Annotated in this window: 17 protein-coding genes and 2 pseudogenes; 9 read left to right on the forward strand and 10 right to left on the reverse strand. The window is 69.1% G+C overall.

The annotated features are described in order from the left end of the window. Positions 1-274: 274 nt before the first annotated feature. A complete protein-coding gene (locus ABT296_RS30695) occupies positions 275-2,629 on the reverse strand; it encodes a GDSL-type esterase/lipase family protein (protein WP_351931976.1) in 2,355 nt (784 codons plus the stop codon). Between the two features lie 635 nt (positions 2,630-3,264). Here ABT296_RS30695 and ABT296_RS30705 point away from each other — a divergent pair. Both ABT296_RS30705 and ABT296_RS30710 read left to right on the forward strand, forming a co-directional pair. After that, positions 3,265-3,642, forward strand: coding sequence for a winged helix-turn-helix transcriptional regulator (locus ABT296_RS30705; protein ID WP_351931978.1), 378 nt, complete (start codon positions 3,265-3,267; stop codon positions 3,640-3,642). Positions 3,643-3,999: 357 nt separating this feature from the next. Continuing rightward, the gene (locus ABT296_RS30710) at positions 4,000-5,265 is read left to right on the forward strand and encodes a helix-turn-helix domain-containing protein (protein ID WP_502977366.1); all 1,266 of its coding nucleotides are present in this window, start codon (positions 4,000-4,002) and stop codon (positions 5,263-5,265) included. A 229-nt stretch (positions 5,266-5,494) separates the two neighbouring features. On the opposite strand, the gene ABT296_RS30715 is transcribed toward ABT296_RS30710, so the two are convergent. Next, positions 5,495-6,412, reverse strand: a complete 918-nt coding sequence (locus tag ABT296_RS30715; protein ID WP_351931982.1) for a hypothetical protein — start codon at positions 6,410-6,412, stop codon at positions 5,495-5,497. 677 nt (positions 6,413-7,089) lie between these two features. Here ABT296_RS30715 and ABT296_RS30720 point away from each other — a divergent pair. Further along, complete coding sequence (locus ABT296_RS30720; protein ID WP_351932030.1) at positions 7,090-7,278, forward strand: hypothetical protein; 189 nt, start codon at positions 7,090-7,092, stop codon at positions 7,276-7,278. 393 nt (positions 7,279-7,671) lie between these two features. On the opposite strand, the gene ABT296_RS30725 is transcribed toward ABT296_RS30720, so the two are convergent. The 5 genes from ABT296_RS30725 to ABT296_RS30745 form a co-directional block, all read right to left on the reverse strand. Continuing rightward, positions 7,672-8,082 carry a mycothiol transferase gene (locus ABT296_RS30725; RefSeq protein ID WP_351931984.1) on the reverse strand — a complete coding sequence of 137 codons (411 nt, stop codon included), beginning with the start codon at positions 8,080-8,082 and terminating at the stop codon, positions 7,672-7,674. Further along, entirely contained in the window at positions 8,079-9,281 is a 1,203-nt protein-coding gene (locus ABT296_RS30730) for an IS256 family transposase (RefSeq protein ID WP_351931986.1), read from the reverse strand. Before ABT296_RS30730 ends, ABT296_RS30725 begins: the two co-directional genes overlap by 4 nt. 605 nt (positions 9,282-9,886) lie before the next feature. Then, positions 9,887-10,435, reverse strand: coding sequence for a DUF4240 domain-containing protein (locus ABT296_RS30735; RefSeq protein WP_502977367.1), 549 nt, complete (start codon positions 10,433-10,435; stop codon positions 9,887-9,889). After that, positions 10,426-11,235: a DUF4253 domain-containing protein gene (locus ABT296_RS30740; protein ID WP_351931988.1), complete on the reverse strand. Its 810-nt coding sequence runs from the start codon at positions 11,233-11,235 to the stop codon at positions 10,426-10,428. Before ABT296_RS30740 ends, ABT296_RS30735 begins: the two co-directional genes overlap by 10 nt. Before the next feature lie 219 nt (positions 11,236-11,454). Beyond that, positions 11,455-11,991, reverse strand: coding sequence for a transposase (locus ABT296_RS30745; protein WP_351932024.1), 537 nt, complete (start codon positions 11,989-11,991; stop codon positions 11,455-11,457). A 280-nt stretch (positions 11,992-12,271) separates the two neighbouring features. Between ABT296_RS30745 and ABT296_RS30750 the strand changes: the two genes are divergently transcribed. Then, complete coding sequence (locus ABT296_RS30750) at positions 12,272-12,655, forward strand: hypothetical protein (protein WP_351931990.1); 384 nt, start codon at positions 12,272-12,274, stop codon at positions 12,653-12,655. A gap of 315 nt (positions 12,656-12,970) precedes the next feature. Beyond that, entirely contained in the window at positions 12,971-13,255 is a 285-nt protein-coding gene (locus ABT296_RS30755; RefSeq protein WP_351931992.1) for a hypothetical protein, read from the forward strand. Between the two features lie 131 nt (positions 13,256-13,386). Here ABT296_RS30755 and ABT296_RS30760 read toward each other — a convergent pair. After that, a pseudogene (locus ABT296_RS30760) lies at positions 13,387-13,608 on the reverse strand (transposase); the annotation flags it as partial. 239 nt (positions 13,609-13,847) lie between these two features. On the opposite strand from ABT296_RS30760, the gene ABT296_RS30765 reads away from it, so the two are divergent. Together ABT296_RS30765 and ABT296_RS30770 are read left to right on the forward strand one after the other, a co-directional pair. Continuing rightward, positions 13,848-14,729 (forward strand): META domain-containing protein, encoded by an 882-nt coding sequence (locus ABT296_RS30765; protein ID WP_351931994.1) that lies wholly within the window; start codon positions 13,848-13,850, stop codon positions 14,727-14,729. Positions 14,730-14,867: 138 nt separating this feature from the next. Continuing rightward, the gene (locus tag ABT296_RS30770) at positions 14,868-16,166 is read left to right on the forward strand and encodes a hypothetical protein (protein WP_351931996.1); all 1,299 of its coding nucleotides are present in this window, start codon (positions 14,868-14,870) and stop codon (positions 16,164-16,166) included. 906 nt (positions 16,167-17,072) lie between these two features. On the opposite strand, the gene ABT296_RS30775 is transcribed toward ABT296_RS30770, so the two are convergent. After that, entirely contained in the window at positions 17,073-17,696 is a 624-nt protein-coding gene (locus ABT296_RS30775; protein ID WP_351931998.1) for a TetR/AcrR family transcriptional regulator C-terminal domain-containing protein, read from the reverse strand. 68 nt (positions 17,697-17,764) lie between these two features. Between ABT296_RS30775 and ABT296_RS30780 the strand changes: the two genes are divergently transcribed. Both ABT296_RS30780 and ABT296_RS30785 read left to right on the forward strand, forming a co-directional pair. Beyond that, the gene (locus tag ABT296_RS30780) at positions 17,765-19,234 is read left to right on the forward strand and encodes an FAD-dependent monooxygenase (RefSeq protein WP_502977368.1); all 1,470 of its coding nucleotides are present in this window, start codon (positions 17,765-17,767) and stop codon (positions 19,232-19,234) included. Between the two features lie 7 nt (positions 19,235-19,241). Continuing rightward, the gene (locus ABT296_RS30785) at positions 19,242-19,646 is read left to right on the forward strand and encodes a RidA family protein (RefSeq protein WP_351932001.1); all 405 of its coding nucleotides are present in this window, start codon (positions 19,242-19,244) and stop codon (positions 19,644-19,646) included. 162 nt (positions 19,647-19,808) lie between these two features. Here the strand turns inward: ABT296_RS30785 and ABT296_RS38770 are convergent. Then, a pseudogene (locus ABT296_RS38770) lies at positions 19,809-19,979 on the reverse strand (IS630 family transposase); the annotation flags it as partial. Between the last annotated feature and the right edge of the window lie 50 nt (positions 19,980-20,029).

Genomic DNA, 20,029 nt, shown 5'->3' on the forward strand with positions numbered 1-20,029 from the left:
GTCGAGGAAACCGTCGCCTGACTCCAGGACGCCCCTGTTCCAAGGGGTCGGACAATGACTCAGCGACGAAGCGGCGGCGGGCCGCATTCGCGACCTGCCGCCACTGCTGCTCCTTCAGCAGACGATGAGCCCCCTCACCCTGCACCTCCTCCTTCGCCCGGCAGGGGAGCAGGTACCCGACGTGCCGTATCCGCCCATCGCAGGGGTGTGCGACACCAACCTGAACCGCTCGGGGATCGGCGCAGGCGCCACCAACCCCGAGCGGTGCGTACCGTCAGCCGTAGTTGATCCAGGCGCGGGTGGCGCCGTTCTGAGGGTCGACGTCGAGGTAGTCGGCACGGCCGTCGTTGTTGAGGTCGGCGAAGTGGATACGTGCACCGTCGACGCCGACTCCGCTGGCGATGCTCCCGCCCGGGTACCACAGCCAGTCGCTGCCGACAGGTTGGGTGGGGTTGGGTCCGCCGTTCTGCCAGACCTGGGCGGAGCTGTCGTAGTTCACGCCGTCGCCGCTGCCCAGGAGGACGTAGTCGGCGGAGCGTCGCCCGTACAGTGGCGCGAAGCGAACCCGAGTACCCGTCGCGCCGACACCGCCGGCGATGGTTCCTTGTGGGTACCACGCCCAGTCGCTGCCGGTGGGTTCTTTGGGGTCGGGGTTGGGTCCGCCGTTGAGCCAGGCCTGGACGGAGCTGTCGTCGTTGAGTTTGAGGTAGTCGGCGCGGCCGTCGCCGTTGATGTCTGCGAAGCGGATGTGGCTGCCTGTCGTGCCGACGCCGCCGGCGATGGTTCCTTGTGGGTACCACGCCCAGTCGCTGCCGGTGGGTTCTTTGGGGTCGGGGTTGGGTCCGCCGTTGAGCCAGGCCTGGACGGAGCTGTCGTCGTTGAGTTTGAGGTAGTCGGCGCGGCCGTCGCCGTTGATGTCCGCGAACCGGGTGTGGCTGCCTGTCGCGCCGACACCGCCGGCGATGGTCCCTTGCGGGAACCACCCCTTGACAGGCCCCCCGACCGGTCCGTCGCCCCCGCCGGGTCCCGCCAGCCAGCCGTCATCGGCCGCATGGAGGAGCCCGTCGTAGAACGCCGCCGCCATCTTCTCGTAGCCGCGGTTGTCAGGGTGCAGGCCGTCGGCCAGATTGGCGGTGCTGACCGCGTCCATCCGGACCAGCCGGACGTGCTTGCCCGCCGCCCGCCGGGCCTCCACGACACCGGGTATTGCCGCGTTGTACCTGGCGATCCGGGCGTTGGTCTCCGGGAACGAGGACGGCACGATGGTCGAGACGAGCAGCGTCACTTCGGGGTCATACCGAAGGATCTGATCGATCAGACTGCCGAGCCGGGCCGGCGCGCCGTCGGGGTCGACGTTGTTGCTCATGTCGTTGGTGCCGATGTGCAGCAGCACCACGTTGGGCCGGTACGTCGTCAGAACGGAGTCCGCGATGCCGGCGATGTCCCCGATCAGCCAGCCAGGATGCCCCTCGTGGGAGTTGGGCGAAATCGCGGGCCCGGACCACTGCGAGCCGACGTATTCCACCTCGCCCTCCTCGTTCAGCGCCCTGAACAGCGTGGACCGGTACCCGGCTCCACTGGTGCTGCCCGTGCCGTAGGTGATGGAGTCGCCCAGCGGCATGATCCGCACGTCTACGTTCCTGGTGCCGCCCCCGCCAACGACCCAGCGGACGGCTTCGGTCACCCGCTCGGCCACGTTGCCGTTGCGCAATACGTTCGCGACGGCTGCGAGCGGGTCCCCCCAGGCCCCGAACTTCGACGCCAATTCGCGCAGGAAGTTCTGGATATTGAGGATCAGGGAGGTGGATCCGACCGTCACGAAATTCAGGAGCCAACCGCCGGTTCCGCCCAGGGCCGCACCTGCCATCGCGCTGCCCAGCGCGGAACCCCACACCTCCGCGTCGATCGGCTTGTGCTCCAGGACGGCATTGAGCAGCTCACCGACACCCCCTGTCACGGCTCCGCCCACGGCGCCGCAGACCGCTCCGAGGATGGCCGCGCTCGCGTTCAGGACGAGCATGCACAGTGCGCTGGCCGCGAGCCCGGAGGCGCCGGCAGCCAGGCCGGCGACAAGCTTCTTCCACCAACCGTCCACAAAGCCTGCAGCGGCGATGTCGCTGGCCGGCACGACGAACACCAGGCTGTCACCGACGATCTGCACGCTGCCGTCGTAGTCGATGCTGTCGCCCGGCTGCTGGTAGTAGCCGATGCTGTTCCGTTCGGTCTGCAGCGTGAGGGAATCGCCGAGGGAGAGCCCGTTGGCCTGGTCCCTGCGGGTGGTGTCGACCAGTTGTTGCATCAGCTCGTGCAGCTGCTCCGGCCGGTCCCCGGGATTGAAGTCAAGAGCCGCCACCAGGTCGTCGTCACCACGCGCCAGATCGCGGAGGCCTCCTGCGTCGCGGGCGCAACCGATGCGCAGGCCGGCAGTGCCCTCCTCCACCGGCGTCGTGGCGAAGGACGTGGCGTGGGCCGAGCACCCCGGGGCATCCGCCGCAGCGGCTTCCTGCGCGACACCGGGCAGCGCGGCTGCAGCGATCATCACCGCGACCGCGAGGACCAGAGTAAAGAGGCCATATCCCCCCGAGGGCTTCCGTCTTGCCGGAGATAATGCACATGCGTTGCTTCGCATGACTGCTCCTTCTGTTCGCGGGGCGGCAGGCCGCCGAGCAGATCGACACGGGCAGGGCCAGGGTCCCGGAACAGCGGAGGTTTGCCGGGGCCCTACGGCAGGAAGATGAGGCGCTCGCCGGCCTGGTTGCCCTTCCATCCGCGAAATCCGGGCCGGGCTGGTCGCGGCGGTACGTGCGCGACGGCGCGCCCCGGCGCCGCCGCCTTTCGCCTTCGATCTGCCGCTCCTGACGGGCGCGATCCGTCAGGACACCGGCTGCCTGCCAAGGACTCGGTGACCATCCCGCTGCGGTGGTCGGCTCCGATGAGGGAGGCGGGGCATGAAGAACGGGAGACCGATTTCCTCGGCGACGGCTTCCATGCCGGTCGTGAACTCGCCGTCTTCACTAGGTTGAACCGGGTCACGTAACAGGTCAGGCGCTGCCCGTTCGCGAACGACGCGCCCGCGCCCGCCAGCTCCACCGCGGTGTTGCCGTGAGTAGTCCCGGTGTCCACGGCGACGTGGTGGCGGGGGACCGGCTGGAGCATGCCTTGCGGCGTGAAGTACTGGACGGGCACATGGTTTCCCTCCTCCGCATTAGGTATCCGGAAGATACTTAGTAGAGGAAGGACACTTCAACGAGACCAGGTTTCGCCATGGATACCCCCGACGAACTCCGCATCAATGCGCCCCACCGCGAACTCCTCGACCAGATCCTCGACAAGTGGTCGCTGAGCGTCCTCAACGAACTCTGCGAACGCCCCTGCCGTTTCAACGAACTCCGCCGGGCCATCCCCCAGGTCACACAGAAGTCGCTGACGGCGACACTGCGGCGCCTCGAACGCAACGGTGTGATCGAGCGCGAGATCGCCTCCACCCGCCCCGTGGCGGTCCGGTACCGGATCACCCCACTCGGCAAAACCCTGCGGCACCCCATCGACGTACTCCTGGAGTGGGCCTCGCAGAACATGCCCGCCGTCGAACGCGCACGCGAAGCATTCGAGACGCGCGAAGAGGAGGAGGCCGACTACTGATCCCGGACGTCACCGCGGCGGGACCGAGAGGCCGCCGAACCTCCCGCCATGCGGCCTGCGATGCGTAATCCTGCAACGGTGCCAGCGCGGCGGAACGAGCACTGACGCAGGCTGGTTCGGGAGGCGGCCTGGCCGCTGGAGCACTTGGCGTGGGCGGAGCCAGTCGCGATCTCGTGACCGCAAGACTGCATCAGATCCCCACCGCGATACGGGTGTTGGCCTGGTCACGCTTCGCGATCCTGGAACCGTCTCGGGCTCCTTGGCGTGCAGATACGGGGAGTGCCGGGGAGCCGTGCCCCATCGGGAGACGCCCGCACGGGCCGACAGACGGATACGAGTACCGACCACATGGTTTCGATGCACGATGATGTAGCGGATTTCGCGTTGCTGCTGAGGCGTTTGAAGGAGCGCACCGACCGCAGCTACGCGGCACTGGCCCGTCGGATGGGCGTGCACGCCTCCACCCTGCACCGCTACTGCTCCGGGGAAGCGGTGCCGCAGGACTTCGCCGGGATCGAGCGGTTCGCCGTACTCTGCGGCGCCTCCCCCGAAGAACGCACGGAGCTGCACCGCCGGTGGATCATGGCTCACACCGCGCGGCAACGGTCACGCCCCTCCGACACCCGGCAGGGGCCGGGCCCCCACACCATGACGGGCGCAGCCGCATCCATCGCCCCCGCAAGCGATGCTTTGTCGGCCGTCTCCGTGAGCGGCCGCGGCTCGGCCGTGGCGGCGCCCAGCCAGGTCGCACCGGCCGGCCAACGCCCCGAGCTCACCCCGTCGCCCCGGCCTTACGGGCGCCCCCGACGGCAACCCGTGCGATCGAGAATTCTGGCGGCCTCGCTCGTCGCCGCGCTCCTCGGCTTCACCGCATCCGCTGCCGGGCCCCCCTCCGCGCCGACCACACACCGAGGCGAGTCCAGGCCGAACGCCGCAAGCGCCGGTGCGGCCCCCTCGGCGGCTCCTCTTACCTGGACCGCCAACTCCCACACCGGCGGACTCACCGGCTGCGGGGAAGAGTACGTCGTCGCCGAGCCGCTGGACCAGGTTCCACCGCCGCCGCACCCGGAGGACATCGCGGCGTGGGTCGCCTCCCAGCGGGCCGTGCACGGGGGCACCAGCGGTGTGCAGATCACGGTCCAGGGACGCGGCTCCGCCGCCGTCGTCCTGGAGGCCCTGCATGTGCGCGTGGTCAACCGCGCAGCCCCCGTCGCCGACCGGGGCAGCGTCTACTCCCTGAGCGACGGCTGCGGCGCCGGCATCACACCCCGCTTCTTCTCCGTGGACCTCGATGCGCACCAGCCCCTGGCCCGTTCGATGCCCGGCGACAACGCGGCGGGCACCGAGATCCCCGCGATCGACTTCCCCTACCTGGTGTCTTTGCAGGAGCCCGAAGTGCTGGTGGTCTCCGCGCTCAACGAGTCCTGCACCTGCGACTGGTACCTCAACCTCGACTGGTCGTCACAAGGTCGCACCGGCACGGTCCGTATCGACGACAACGGCCGTCCCTTCCGCAGCACCAGCACCAAAGGACTGCCCGGCTACCGGTACGACCGCGTTTATCACCAACCCGGTCGCTGGGTCCCGATCCCCGCCGCCGACCTGTCGGACACCGGCGGCTGACGGAGCAAATGGCGAGCGCGGCACCCGTTGCGCCTGCGGGTGCCTGCCTGGTTCACGGGAGTGACACGAGGCGGTGTACAGGGTCTCGGGTTCCTTTCCCTCGATGCCCTGGGTCGGGCCCCGCCGTCCCGTACACCGCGCAGTGGGGTCCGCCGGTGTCGGCCGGCGGGGCGCTGCCGGTCCGCCCCCGGCACGAGCCGGAAGCGGACCAGGCGGAGCGGATGCGGAGTCAGCGGGTGCTCGTGGTGCGGATGTCAGTGACATCGCCGAACACCGGCTCCAACTCCACGACGAGATCGGTCCTCACCGTCGGCGCCTCCCCGCCGCCGAAGTTGTGGGCGACGACGATGTCACGGCCGTTGCGGCTCTCGCTCACCGTCCAGTCCACCGGCACGTTCTGGGCCCGCAGGACACCGTCCACCTTGTTCTTCTTCTCCCAGGCCTTCAGCCGCTCAGCGAAGGCGGGCGCCAGGTAATGCGCACGCAACGCCCCGGCCAGCGCGGCATCCGGGCCCTTCGGGTCGTCCTTCGCGTCGACGTACGCGCCGTAGAAGTCGGCGACCCGGGTGACCGAGTCACCGGTCCTGCCACTGACCGACCGCACCGCGGGGGACGCCTTCGCGAGGGCGCTGTTCGTCGTACGGATGTCGATGATGTCGCCGGTCGGCTCCTGCTCCACGACGAACCTGGTCGTCGTCGTGGGTGACTCCCCGCCGCCGAAGGTCAGGGTGACGACGGCCTCGAGGCCGGTGGCGCCCTCGCTCACCGTCCATTCCATCGGGACGTTCTGGGCCCGCAGGACACCGTCCACCTTGTTCTTCTTCTCCCAGGCCTTCAGCCGCTCGGCGACAGCGGGCGCCAGGTAGTGCGCACGCAACGCCCCGGCCAGCGCGGCGTCCGGGGACGAAGAGTCGTTCTTCGCGTCGACGTACGCGCCGTAGAAGTCGGCGACCTGGGTCACCACGTCACCATTGAAGCCGTTGACCGATCGCAGCGCGGTGGACGCCTTCGCGGATGTCTTGGCGGGGGCGGCGGTGGCCTGTGCTGTCGCCTGCATCGACACACCGAGCCCGACAGCCAGGACGAGCCCGGCGGCGACGGCTGCCCGGCGGCCCGGACGACGGCGTGCGTGGGTGTTGTCGCTCATGTCGTGTCTTCCTTCTCTTCGTGATTCTTACGGGTCGCTCCCGGCCGGCGCCGGCCCGCGTCGGGCCGCGACCGCTCTCCCGCCGAACGCGGGATCACGCAGCCACGGGGTCGCCGGGCACCGCAGGATGCCGAATGCCGCGCGTCGGACATCCGGCCACACGGATGCCCGGTACACAGGCACAGGGCGGGGAGTCGTCACCAGCTGCCACCGGGGCCTTCGAATCGCCCCGGCCGGTGCGACACCCACAGCTTCGAAGACGCCGAGGACCCACCGCAACCACCACCGCCCAATCGCAACGACGCAACCGTCTCACCCACCCTGAGCTGCGCGAACAAGTGATGCCTGAGACGCCGGCCTGAGATGCGAAGGCGCCGTCTCGGCCGACCAGACCGTCACCGTGGCGGGGCGCGTGGATGTGCGCGATGCGTCTGATCGACCTTCCCGGTCACGTCCGCAGAACGGCATAAGTGCCGATCTCGGCAGGCGGTGCAGCAGGTGTACGGCCCTCAGCGCTGCGCACGAAAGCCCGGCTGACCCGCAGGGCGTGTTGGTTGACCGGGTCGGGTGTGGGGTGGCGGACGCGGTTGGTGGGCGTCCGGGCTGTGTGTTGCGGCGCTGGCGGGGCATTCGCACGGGACACGGGCGAGGAGCCACAACCGGAAGGATGCGCCCCCATGTTGGCCATCGTCTCCGCAGTGCTACCCGGCCGGCACCGCATCGCCCTGGACGCCAAGGCGGTGCGCGGCGAGTCCTTCGTCGTCGCCCGCACCTCCGGAAGCCGCACAGGCCACCGCCCCCGCCCCTGCCAAGACATCCGCGAAGGCGTCCACCGCGCTGCGATCGGTCAACGGCTTCAATGGTGACGTGGTGACCCAGGTCGCCGACTTCTACGGCGCGTGCGCGGGCCCCGCCACCGTCGTCCGGACGAGGCCCTGACCCAGAAGACGCGAGAAGGCGGCCGCACCATCACCGCCCGCGCTCTGGTCGCGATGGGTAACAACGCCGACGAGGACCGGGAGATCCTGCGCCTGGATCTCGCGACCGCCGAGAACGGCGCAAGCCGGCCCGCCTTCCTTTGCTTGCTCGCTGCCCGAGTCAGGACTTGGACATCGCTCTCGTCGGACCCCTTGTTCCTGAGTTCCGGGCGGGAGGGGCGAGCGGTGCCCGGGCGGGCCCCTCAAAGGGCTGTCTGGGTATGCCTGTTCAGTTCACTTTGTTGTCTCTGGCTCGTTCTGGTGGCGTAGATGCGGGCCGTGTCAGGTGAGGACCATCCATCGTCGGCCGTCGAGGAGTTCTCGGGCTGCGTCGAGATGGCCGGCGTGGCAGGCGGTCTCGGTGATGACGTGCAGCAGGATGTCTCGATGGGTGTGCAGGTGCGGTTCGCCGAAGAGCTGGTGGGGCCACCAGGCCAGGGGGGCGTCTGCGGCGGTGGCAGTGATGATGGCGTCCGCGAGGTCGCTCTCCGTGCGGTATCGGTCGAGTATCTCGGCGGCCTGAACCTCTGCTCCCACTTGCCACGCGTCGCCGTCGTCGCCCAGGGACTTGATGACCTCGTCTTCGCCGGCTGCCACCGCGCGGAACCAGAACCGCTCAACGTCGAGGGCCAGATGCTGGACGAGGCCGAGGCAGGTCCATCCTGATGGCAGCACGGGACGGCGCAGGGTCATGCCCCCTGTAGTGGTGTACCCGTGTCGGGTCGATCTTCCGGGGGATAGATCTTGTCCATGCTGCCTTCGGGGAGGTAGCGGCGGGGGAAGGCGATCCATTCGTCGTGCATCTCGATGAGGACGGCGCTGGTGAGGCGTTCGAGGGCGTCGGGGTTGGGGAAGATCTGGACGACGTCGACGCGGCGCTTGATCTCCCGGTTGACCCGCTCCAGGGGGTTGGTCGACTGGATCTTCTTCCAATGTCGCTCGGGGAAGTCCGCGAACGCGGTCAGGTCGACCTTGGCCTCCAGGAGCATCGCTTTGACCTTGGGGAACTGGCGTCCGAGCATGTCCGCGACGGTGTCGAGCTGGGCGCGGACGGCCTCGGCGTTGGGCTGGCCGAAGTCCGCCGCGGCGTCCTTGGGGATCACCGCGAAGACATTGGGCAGGAAATGAACGCGACAGCGCTGGTAGGCGGCGCCGAGCATGACCTTGCGGACGGCCTTGACCAGGCCGGAGTGGTGGTCGGCGATGACCAGGCGGACCCCGGTCAGCCCCCGCTCGCGCAGCGAGCGCAGGAAATCGCTCCAGAAGACCTCGGTCTCGCTGTCGCCGACCATGAGGCCGAGGACCTCGCGTCCGCCGTCCTCGGTGATGCCGGTGGCGACGACCACGGCCTGCGAGACGATCTGGTGGTTCACCCGTGCCTTGCAGTAGGTGGCGTCGAGGTAGATGTAGGGGAAGCGGGTGTGGTCCAGGGGTCGGGTGCGGAACACGCTCAGCTCGACGTCGAGGTCGCCGCAGATCCTGGAGACCTCGGACTTGGAGATGCCGGTGTCACCGCCGAGGGCTTTGACCAGGTCGTCCACGCTGCGGGTGGACACGCCCTGGACGTATGCCTCCATGATGACGGCGTAGAGGGCCTGGTCGATGTGGCGCCGGTGTTCGAGCAGCGAGGGGAAGAACGAGCCGGTGCGGACTTTGGGGATCGCCAGGTCCAGGTCCCCGGCCTGCGTGGTCAGCACCTTCTCCCGGTGCCCGTTGCGCATCGTCGTGCGGGTCTCGGTGTGCTCGCCGGGTTCCGCGCCGATGTGGGCGGTGGCTTCGGCCTCGATGAGCTCCTGCAGGATCTTCTGGGCCAGAACCCTGATCAACTCGATTCCGTCCGCCGTACGCAGTGACTCCATCAGGCGGAGTAAGTCATGCTGGGACAAGGCCATCGCGTCACCTCTCGCTTCAACGAGCATCGCTACTCGGAGAGTTGCGCGATGGCCGCCCCATGACCAGGGGCTATGCAGAGATCGCTGCTACACCACTTGGCGGGACACCATCGATATCTCTCGCCCTCTTGTACTGCATAGGTAGTAGGCACCGAACGAGGCTGCCCAGGGGTGAGCCTTGGGCGCAGCGACAACGATGACACCTCCAGAGGTGCGTGCATCGAGATGATCGTCCGTCGGCTGCCGACTGTCGGCTGTGCAGAGCAGGGCGACGGCCACGGCTCCCGCTGCCAAAGATGCCACCGCGCGGATGGCCCGCCTGGGCGGCGTCCGACGAGACGCACCTCGGCGGGCCTTCACCTGCGATGCTGACGCTATGGCGAGCACCTGCCCCTGCTTCCTTGTGTGCCTGTCGGGGAACACCCGCGCAGATGTTGCAGCGCCTCCTTTTTCAGCGTCGGCGAGCTTGCATCCCCTTCCTTCCCAGCCGACTGTGACGCGGCACCCGAGACCGTGATCGGCATGAAGGTGAACGACACGAATCACGGCGTGTGGATGCTCGGGTCTCCGTAACGGGCGCCAGCGGCGCCTACTCGCCGGGTGGATCAGGCGGGGTACAGGGCAGCGATGCGGGGCAGCCTGGCGGCGATGCGTTTGTGATCGTCGAAGTCGAAATCCCAGGCGGCGTCGAGGTCGGGGTAGCGAATCGTGAAGCTGCTCGCGGGTGGCGCACTGCCAGTGACAGCCTGGTGGGCTTCCCAGGCGATACCGAGCACGGCTTCTCCTTCGAGGTCCCAGCCCTTGGCCGCGGCTTGTTGCACTGAGGAGTGATAGGCCAGGCTGTCCGGGTCGTGGATGGCCCGCTCGAAGGTGGTGCGGCCCTGGGCGATGAGCCAACCCCGGAAGTAGTCGAAACCGTCGTCGGAGCAGCCGCCGTTGATCTGGTAGGCGACAGCCCACAGCGGGGCCAAGTAGGACGCGGCCATCAAGTCCCACAGGATCTGCTCTGCCTGGAGGATCTGCGCCGGTTCCAGGCTGGCGAGGAGGCTGATGGCGCGGGCGGCGACGTCATCGGGATCTGCCGGGTTGGTGGCTTGGCGGCGGGCTTGTTCGATGAGATCCCAGAAGTGGTCGTTGTCCATGGTCAGTCCCACCAGAACTCCCAGCAGTTCACATCGAGGAGGTGCTCGGCATAGGCGGCAAGGTCGCGATGAGCGCCTTGCCAGATGTTGTCGGGGCAGAAGGCGAAGTGCTCGGCGGCCATGGCCAGGGCGTCCTCGAGGGTGCTCGGAGGTGCGGCGACGCTGAGGTGGAGGGTGCTGAAACCGACGCCGACGACACGTACACCGAAACGGTCCTCCCAACTGCGCAGGACAGCCGAGAAAGTGGCTGTGTCGTTGTCGTAGTTGGCCGGTCCATCCCATCCGACGGCTGTCAGAGCGTCGGCTCCGCCAGGCGCTGCAGCGAGGCCGAGGCGCGCGTGCGGATTCTGCTCCAGGAAGACCCGCGCGTACTGCTCGGCCATGGCATCGGGGTCGGCAGAAAAGGCGCGGTGGGGTGCTGTTCCTGGCCAGGTCTGGCCGAACGGAGCGGTGACAGCCAGGCGTTCTTCGGCGGAGAGTATGTCGTCGTCCTCGTCGGTGGCGGTGTAGTCGTGCCACCAGCGGGCGAGGAGTTCTTCCGGGGTGTGGTCACCGGGAGAGGACATACGCTCGGGCGACAGCTCGCCACAGCCCCACGGGCGGAAGTCGCTGTCGTGCGAGTCCAGGGGGACGAGAAGGAGTGGCCAGAGTCCGCAGGTGGCGTGTTCGGCGCGCAGTTGCGACCACATGTCGGCGGAGGCCGGGCTGTCGCTCAGCCAGAGTGGCTGAAGCGCGCCGTGGCCCCCATCGCTGGTGATCATGCGTCCAGGAGGCAGGTCCGTGCCATGAGGCAGGTGGGCTTCGGGGTTCACGAGCGGATGCTAATCCCCGGCTCTGACAGTGAGGGTGGAGGCGGCATCGCTCGGGGTCTGGGCGTGCTCTTCATCTACAAGGATCTGCCAGGTCGGCCGATCGCCTTGAGGATCTCGGGGTGTCGGACGGACTTGCCGACGTCGTACCGGCGCGCCCGGTGTTTGTTCTTGGCGCCGGGCGGCCGTCCGGCTTCTGCGCAGTCCGTGAGCGCGGACGTCTTACGAGAGGGTGGCCTCGACGTTGGCGCGTATCGCGTACCGGCGCTGCCACCGCTCGGTCTGCTGGTCCAGCCGATTGCGCATCTGGATCTCGTGCAGTTCCCGCGGCAGGACCGCGAGTGAGCGGGAGCCAGCGGCCGAGGAAGTGCACCGAGCACGGTCTGGGCACGGCCGGCAGTCCCTCTCGGCGAAGCGGGCCTGAAGGTAGGTGTGGCCGGAGATGTTCAGCTTGGCCCAGGACGCACTCGTCGCGCCGCGCGGGCAGACGGCCTGCTCGTTGACCCAGTCGATGGTGAAGGCTGTCTTGTCGAAGCCCGAAGGCCCTTTGGCCTGGCGGCTGTTGTCCGTGGAGCCCGGCGTGGTCGACTGCGCCCACCAAGCCCGTCCCGGACTGGCGATCGCATCGGCGACATGCGCACCGTACGGCTCGGCAGCCGCTGGATGTCGTGACCTGGATGGGCAACAGCCCTGCCTACGTGCACGACAACAACGGCATCGGACGGGTCTACGCCACCTTCGCTGCCCAGGCTCGGCCAGGAGCGCTGCTCATGCTGTGTTCCCCCGTCCACCTGGACCGAGCCGAGCACCGCCAGGGTCGACACGCTCACGGGACCCGCGACCGTCACCATCCGCGACGGAGTCGGACGTGGACGTAGACGCCGGCGGTGACGCCGATGTGGGCGTGGCCGAGGAGTGCGGGGAGTGGTCCGGTGGGACGGCAACATCACCTCTCGCACTTCCCGCGCTGTCATACAAAGCTGCCCCGAGACCGGTCCCCGGTGCGCAGGCCTCACTTCGCTACCGGAGGATCAACAAAATGACCAAGTACTCGACCCGGCTCACTGCCACCGTTCTCGCCCTCGGGGCAGTCACGGCGACCCTGTTCGGCTCCGTCGGCACCGCGCACGCCCGCGAGTTGACGACTCGTGCCACGCTCCAACCGCACAGCAATGTGCGCGAGGTGGAGCACGCCGTAGGCAAAATCAAGGTCAACACCGGTCCTACCGAGGGGCGGTTTTACATGGACGTCGACTGCTGGTGGCACGGCCAGCGCATCACGGCCGGCGGATACACCACCGATGTCTGGTACTACGGCGTCGTCACCGACTCGGCCACCGGCACGAGGTACATCAGCTCGTGGCTCTGGGGTGGCAACGTCAATGTCGGCCAGGACCCCTCGCCCCTTGTCAGAGAGTGCTGAGCCCCCGGCCTGCGCGCAGAACTCGGCATTGACGAGAAGACGGTGGAGCTTGGTGTGCGGCTCGCGGAGCGCAGCGAGAGGTCAGGTGGTGCAGGCCTGGACGGTGCTGCGAGCTCGTCACACGATCTCGTTGAGGCTTCCTGGTCGGGGTGACCAGTGTGACGATTCGGCAGTTCGTTACGCTGCGGCCGTGATGATCAGGGGGACGGGATGAGCAGGGGGATAGTCGGACGGTGATTCGCAGCTGTACTGGTTGCTGCTTCGGTACTCATCTCAGGGTGTGCGTACTCGGTCGACCCCGACGAGCTTCCCGGCGTGTACCGCAACGGCAAGACCGGCGGCGAGATCACGCTCGATTCCGACGGCACATTCACCGCCACTGATCTGTCGACAGACGCGCACACCGACCCCGAAGATTTGCACGGCCACTGGGAGTTCGTCGACAGCAGCGGCAGCGACTTCGTCTACCTGGACATCGATGAGCGTGGCATTGGTGAGGTCTTCGGTGTCCAGCTCTACGCGCGCGGCGGAGGGAAAGTGGAGTTCAGTCGTCCGGATGGGTCGTGGTCCCTGGTGCTCACCAAGGTGTCCGCCCAGTAGATCAGTGTGCCCAGTCCGGCGTGTGGTGGCACCACACCCGGCGGCGGCCGATCCGGGTGGCGACCAATGCGTTGATGAATCTGCAAGGCTGCTTCAAGCTCCGAACTGCGTCGTGTGAGCCTGAAACACGATCACGGTTGGGACTTCTTTAGCCGGCGCCAGCAGATGAGGCTGCATGCCAACGCGATGAAGGCGTTGTGGAGTTCGAGGCGTCTTTCCCAGCGCACGGCGAGGCGTTTGAACTGGTGGAGCAGGGCGAAGGTCTGCTCGACGACGTAGCGGAGCTTGCCCAGGCCCTTGATGCTCGAGGCGCCCTTGCGGGAGTTCACCGGTAACCGGTCGCGGCGCCCCCCTCTCCGTCGCGCGGACGTGGGAGCCGTCCACGCACGCGCGAGTCCAGTCGAGTTCGTCGGTCGCGTTCAGCTTCGCGAGCAGCAGCCGGTGGAGCTGGTCGAAGACTCCGCCCTGCCGCCAGCGGTCCAGCCGGGTGTGTTGACGGTCAGACCTGGGCTGGTCGGCTGGGACGGCACAACGGGCTCGCAGCGGTACCGAACGTCGCGCGTGTCTTGTGCGTCGGAGGGATATGAAGCGGATGACATTTGCCAGGTACACCGCCGCGGCTGTGACCGGTGTGGCCCTGCTGGCCGCCTGCGGCACGGAGTCCGGCAGCGGCAGCGCCGCGGTCGGCGACGGGGAGAAGACGAAGAAGGACATCGCTATCGCGGACACCCGTTGGGTGCCGCAGCGGGTCACCGTGGACGGCGAGAAGTACGCGCTGCCGACGGATGTGAAGGAGTTCCGCGTCGACGAGGCGCACATCGTGTTCAAGCCGGGTACCGCCGAGCCCGGCGTGGGCGGCGGCCGGTCGGGCGGGACGGTGGGTTGCAACGGCTTCGGTGCCGACGTCACCGTCGAGGGTGACACCGTACGGATCGCCGACCTCGCTGCCACCGAGATGGGCTGCCCCGGGCCGGTCCAGGAGTTCGAGGAGCGGTTCCTGAGCGTGTTCACCGGCACTCTCGAGGCAGGCGTCCAGGGGCGCGACGGCGCCAGGACTCTCACCCTGACCAGGGGCGGCGGTGATGCGATCACCCTGAAGGAGGGACCCGTGGAGAACGAACCCGAGCCCGCGCTGACGGGCACCGAGTGGACCGTCGACACCCTCACCCGGGGCGAGAGCGCCGAGTCCCTTCCCAAGGGCGTCGAGGCCCACTTCACCCTGGCCGAGGACGGCACGGTGAGCGGCAGCATCGGGTGCAACACGTTCCGCGGCGAGGCCACCGTGGAGGACGGCGTCATCGACTTCGGACGTCTGTCCACCACCCGCAGGCTGTGCGACGCGATGAAGTACCTGCAGCCGCTGACCGACAATCTCTCCGGCAAGGTGTCCTACCTGGTGAAAGACGGGATCCTGACCCTCACGAACCCCTCGGGGAAGGGCTTGACCGCCAGGGCAGCGGCCGCGGAGAAGTAGGAAGGCCCACTTGGCTCTCGGCCGGCTTTTGCGGCTGCTGGCGCAACTGTTGGACGTCGGCGTGTGTCTGACGTTCGGAACGCGTTGTTCCCCCGCAATTGACTGTCCGTTTCCCCTACTTCATCCAGAGGTATCCGTATGCTCCGCTCCCGGCACAGCCTCCGCACACTTCGCAGCGCCGTCGGCGTCATCGGCGCGGGCGTGCTGATCGCATGGGGCGCGGCCCCCGGCGCCATGGCCGACGATGCCAGGCCCAAGCTGGTGCTGGGGGGCACCGCGCCGATCGGCGGAGTGGAGCCGGGGAGTACGTTCGATGCGCCGGTCACTGTCGGTATCACGGGCAGCAGGGCGCTGGAGAAGGTCTACCTGTGGTACTACGTGACCCAGGGGCTGGACTTCGTCGATGTGCCTTCGAACTGCATTCGGTGGGACATCGGCGAGTACGACGAGTTGCCGCCCAGAACCCTGCTGACCTGTGAGTTCGAACAGAGCGTCGAGCCGGGTGTCGTCTACGCCCCCGACAGGCTGCCCGTCAGGGTCCATGACAGCGCGCTGTATGACGAACTCGACGTCGAGGTCTGGGACTACGAGCACCCCGGCGGCAACGAATACGCCCACGGGCCCGTGCGCGGGACCGCTCCCGCGTCGACGCTGGTGGAGCGGCCCGGCGCGGTTCTGCCCGGCGGCGGCTCGGAGGGCTATGCAAAGGCCCGGGTGCAGGTGAACGCGGCGAACACGGCCGACTTGCAGGTGTCGGGCGCCGAGCTGAAGGGCCGGGTCGGGGACACGATCGACACGAAGATGACGTTCACCAACGCCGGCCCCGGTTGGCTGTTGGAGCGGGCGGGTCGTTCGGTGATGCCCCGGGTCCTGATCAAGCTGCCCGCGGGTACGACCGTGCTCAAGCCGCCGAGTAACTGCGAGAAGCCGACAGCGGCCGGGGTCTACGACTGCTTCGTCGCTCAGGGCCGGCTGGAGGAGGGCACGGTGCGCACCTACGCCTTCAAGCTGAGGATCGACAAGGCGGTGGCGGGAGCCAGGGGATCGGTGGCCCTCAGTTCCGAGGCCCGCCCGTACGACGTGAACAAGGCGAACGACAAGGCCGGCATCCTTCTCGATGTCGCGGGCGGCGGTTCGACCGGTGGAAGCGGCTCGACGGGCGGGTCGGGCACCACCGGCGGCAGCGGCTCGACCGGCGGGTCGGGCACCACCGGCGGCAGCGGGACGACGGCAGGCTCCGGGACCAGCGGCGGTGGAGCGGGCACCACCGGCGGCGGAGCAGGTACCGGTTCCTCGGGCGGTGCCTCGACCACGGGCGGTGGCCTCGCCTCCACCGGTTCCGGTCCGGCGCTGTCCATCGCGGGCGCCGCGGCCGCGGCCGTGGCCGCCGGCGCGGGCGCGGTCCTGGCCGTACGCCGCCGCGCGGCCCGGCGGTGAGCCGTGCGGCGTGCACGCCCGCGGGTGTGCACGCCGCAGGGGCCGAACGGGACACCGGTGCGACGGAGCATTGATCTTCACAGGGCTTGGTCCTTCGGGTCTGGTGTCCCGTCTTTGAGGGGGTGGGACCTCGCCGGCCGCACAGCTCCGGCCACCTTGATGCGACCTGTATCCCGAAGGCGGTGGGGAACCAGATCGGCCTCCGGCCGACCTTCGGCAGGGTGATCCGCCAGGCAGCGCTGTCCAGATCATCCACCACCGGGCCCCGACCACGGTCACGACTTGACAACCATCCCGCCGACGACGGGGCTGACAACCCCGCCGACGACGGGGCTGACAACCCCGCCGACAACTGTCTGCACGCCGCCCTACGCGCCCGCTTCGCCGTCCAACTTTGTGATGTGGTGGCTTGGTTGATCGGGGCGGGTGAGGAGGGTGAGTGCGTCCCGGCCGGTCTCCCGGTTCGATCCGGCGGCGGCCGGCACGCCGCCCGCCGCAGAGATGCGTGATCTTGACGGTGTTCTGGCCGATCCTGAGCGGTGCGTTCGTCGCGTACCGCAGCTCAGCCGGCACCACCTCCACCACGCTGCCGGCCGCCGGGGTGAAGAAGCTGCTCGCCGCGCCGCACAGCGCGGACACCGCCACCAGGTGCCGCACCTGGGCTGTACCGGACCACAGCAGGACTGCTGCGACGCCCTGTGTCCCGGCGCTGAGGATGTTCGTCCACACCATCACGGTGGCGCGCGACCACCGGTCGGCCACCAGGAGATGGACCTGCGGCGCCATGTGGGCCGCGAGGACCAGGCCGAGGCGGGATGCCCCGCCGCCGAGGTGCAGCACCGCGAACGCCATGCCGGCCGCTTCCGTGGAGGTGGCCTGTGTCGGGCAGCTTGGGCGGGCGGGCGGTTATGTGGCCATGCGGGAGAGGATCGCGTCCAGGCCGAAGGTGAAGCGCTCCCCGAAGTTCTGCCGCAGGTGGGGCAGGACCCGATGCAGCGCCGGGTGTGTTCGGGGGTCGACGGCCCGGGCGAGTCTTTCGTCGCTCTCCTGGGGGGCGGCCTGTTCCTCCTGGGTCAGGCCGAGGGTGAAGTAGGTGATCGTCCAGGCCGTCCAGGCTGCCTGCTGTTCGTCGGCGCCTGAGTGCAGGAGTGCGTCGATGAGGTGGTCGGCGAAGCGCAGGGTGTGTGGTTCGGCCGGGTAGGTGCCGGTGACCAGGGCGGCGCCGTCGCGGTGGGCGAGCAGTGTGCTGCGGTAGCGGGCGGCGAGTTCGCGGGCGCGGTCCAGGGCGGTGTCGGGCAGGTCGTCGTAGTGGATGCCGGCGAGGACGGCGTCGGCCATCAGTTCCAGCATCCGGGCCTTGGTCTTGACGTGCCACAGCACGGTGTTCATGCGTACGCCGAGGCGGTCGGCGACCGCCCGTGTGGACAGGCCGTCGAGGCCGCGCTCGTCCAGGACGAGCAGGGCGGCGGCGATCACGGCGGTGCGGGTGAGGTGGCTCGCGGGTTCTTCCACCATTTGCTTCTTGGTCACTGACCTAGTTTACTGCGCCGCAGATAGTTGGTCACTGACCAAGGGTTGTGTTGAGAGAAAGAATGATCATGAACTACCAGGTTGTCGTCGCAGGTGCCGGACCCGTCGGCCTGTGGCTCGCCGGTGAACTGCGCCGGGCGGGTGTCACCGTCGCCGTCATCGAGTCGCGCGCCGAGCGCGACCCCCGCTCCCGCGCCCTGACCGTGCACCCGCGCACCATCGAGACCTTCGCCTCCCGCGGGGTGCACCAGCCCTTCGTCAGCGAGGGCATACCGCTGCCCGGCGGACACTTCGGCGTCCTCGACGCCCGGCTCGACTTCCGCCGCCTGCCCAGCCCCTTCCCCTACACCCTCGCCCTGCCCCAGGAGCGCACCGAGGCACTGCTGGAAGACCAGGCCGCCGCTCTGGGGGCAGACATCCGGCGCGGGCACGAGGTCACCGGCTTCACCGAGCACCCCGACCACATCGCCGTCGACGTCACCGGACCGCACGGGCCATCCACCCTCCAAGCGGCCTACCTGGTCGGCTGCGACGGAGCCCGCAGCACCGTGCGCACCGCCGCCGGCATCGACTACCCCGGCACCCCGTCCACCGTGCTGGGCTGGCTCGGCGACGTCGTCCTGGACAACCCGCCCGCCCCCGGCTACAGCTACTTCGGCCCCGCCGGCACCCTCATGGCCGTCCCCATGCCCGGCGGCATCCACCGCCTGGTCGGCGTCACCCCCCGCGACCTGACCACCACCTGGCCCGGCGACCTCACTCTGGAAGAACTGCGCGAGAACGTCATCGCCATGACGGGCACCGACTTCGCCATGCGCGACCCGGTCTGGCTCTCCCGCTACGGCAACGCCACCCGCCTGGCCGACCAGTACCGGCGCGGCCGCGTCTTCCTCGCCGGCGACGCCGCCCACCAGCACTTCCCCGCCGGCGGCGTCGGCATGAACGTCGGCATCCAGGACGCCGCCAACCTCGCCTGGAAGCTCGCCGCCACCCTCAACGGCTGGGCCCCCGACGGCCTGCTGGACACCTACCACGCCGAACGCCACCCCGTCGGCGCCGACCTCACCGCCACCAGCCGCGCCCAGGTCGCCCTGATGACCGCCTTCACCCCCGAGGGACTGGACCTGCGCGCCCTGCTCGCCCGACTGATCACCACCCTGCCCGACCTCAACGACCGCCTGGCCGCCCAGGTCAGCTCCCTCGCCGTCACCTACCCGCCCACCACCCCCGACGCCCACCCGCTGACCGGCACCCGCACCCCCGACCTCACCCTCGGAGGCACCGGGCTGTTCGCGCTGCTGCGCGCCGACAGGTATCTGCTGCTGGACCTCACCGGCAGCGGCCGCCTCGCCGGGCACGCACGTCCCGCACTGCACGTCCACACCGCCACCCCGTACCAGCCCCCGGCCCAGTTCACCGACGTCCGCGCGGTCCTGGTGCGCCCCGACGGCCACATCGCCTGGGCAAGCGTCGAGCGCGACGACACCGCCCTCACCGACGACCTCGCCACGGTCCTCGCCGCCACGCACCGGAAGTGAGCCGCCAGTGACCGTCCAGCGCATCGACCCGCCCGGCCTGCACGCCGCACCCGGCCTCATCAGCCAACTCGTGGTCAGCACCAGCCGCCGGCTCGTCCACCTCTCCGGCCAGGTCGCCTGGGACAGCCACGGCAACCCCACCGGCGGTGACCACGCCGCCCAGGCAGCCGTCATCGCCCGCAACATCACCACCGCGCTCGCCGCCGCCGGCGCCACCCGCGACGACATCGTCAAGGAGGTGATCTACATCGCCGACTACACCCCCGACGTCCTCCAGCCGGTCCTGGCCGCCCTGCGCGAGGGATCCGGCACCGCACCCGCCAGCACCCTCGTCCCCGTCCCGGCCCTCTTCGCCCCCGACTACCTCGTCGAGGTCGACGTCACCGCCGCCCTCCCCGCACCCCCCGGCTGACGCTCCTTTCCCGGCCGGGCACGCGCCTCGCCGCCGGCTCCGCGGCCGCCACGGGATCGAGGCGCGTGCCCGTTCTTCCACCGACAGGTTCCGCAGCGGCAGTGCCACGGCCCCACAGACGGAAGGGAGATGACCGACGGTGTTGTCATCACAGGCCGCCTCCGCCTCGCCCCGCTCCCGCCCGCGCTCCACCGGCCGCTTTGACACCCGCAGTGTGGCGGCAATGTCCTTGCTCTTCTCCCCACGCCTGAAGCGTTCCACGGCTCTCAGCCGAACAAGCTTCTGAGCGGCCCTCCCGGCGTTGGACAGCCCACCGCCCTGCGCGTATTCCACCCATCCAGAACTACCGACTCCGACTCCCAACTGCCAGGCGGATGAACCGA

This window comes from Streptomyces sp. NPDC000983 (assembly GCF_040299205.1).
Taxonomy (GTDB): domain Bacteria; phylum Actinomycetota; class Actinomycetes; order Streptomycetales; family Streptomycetaceae; genus Streptomyces.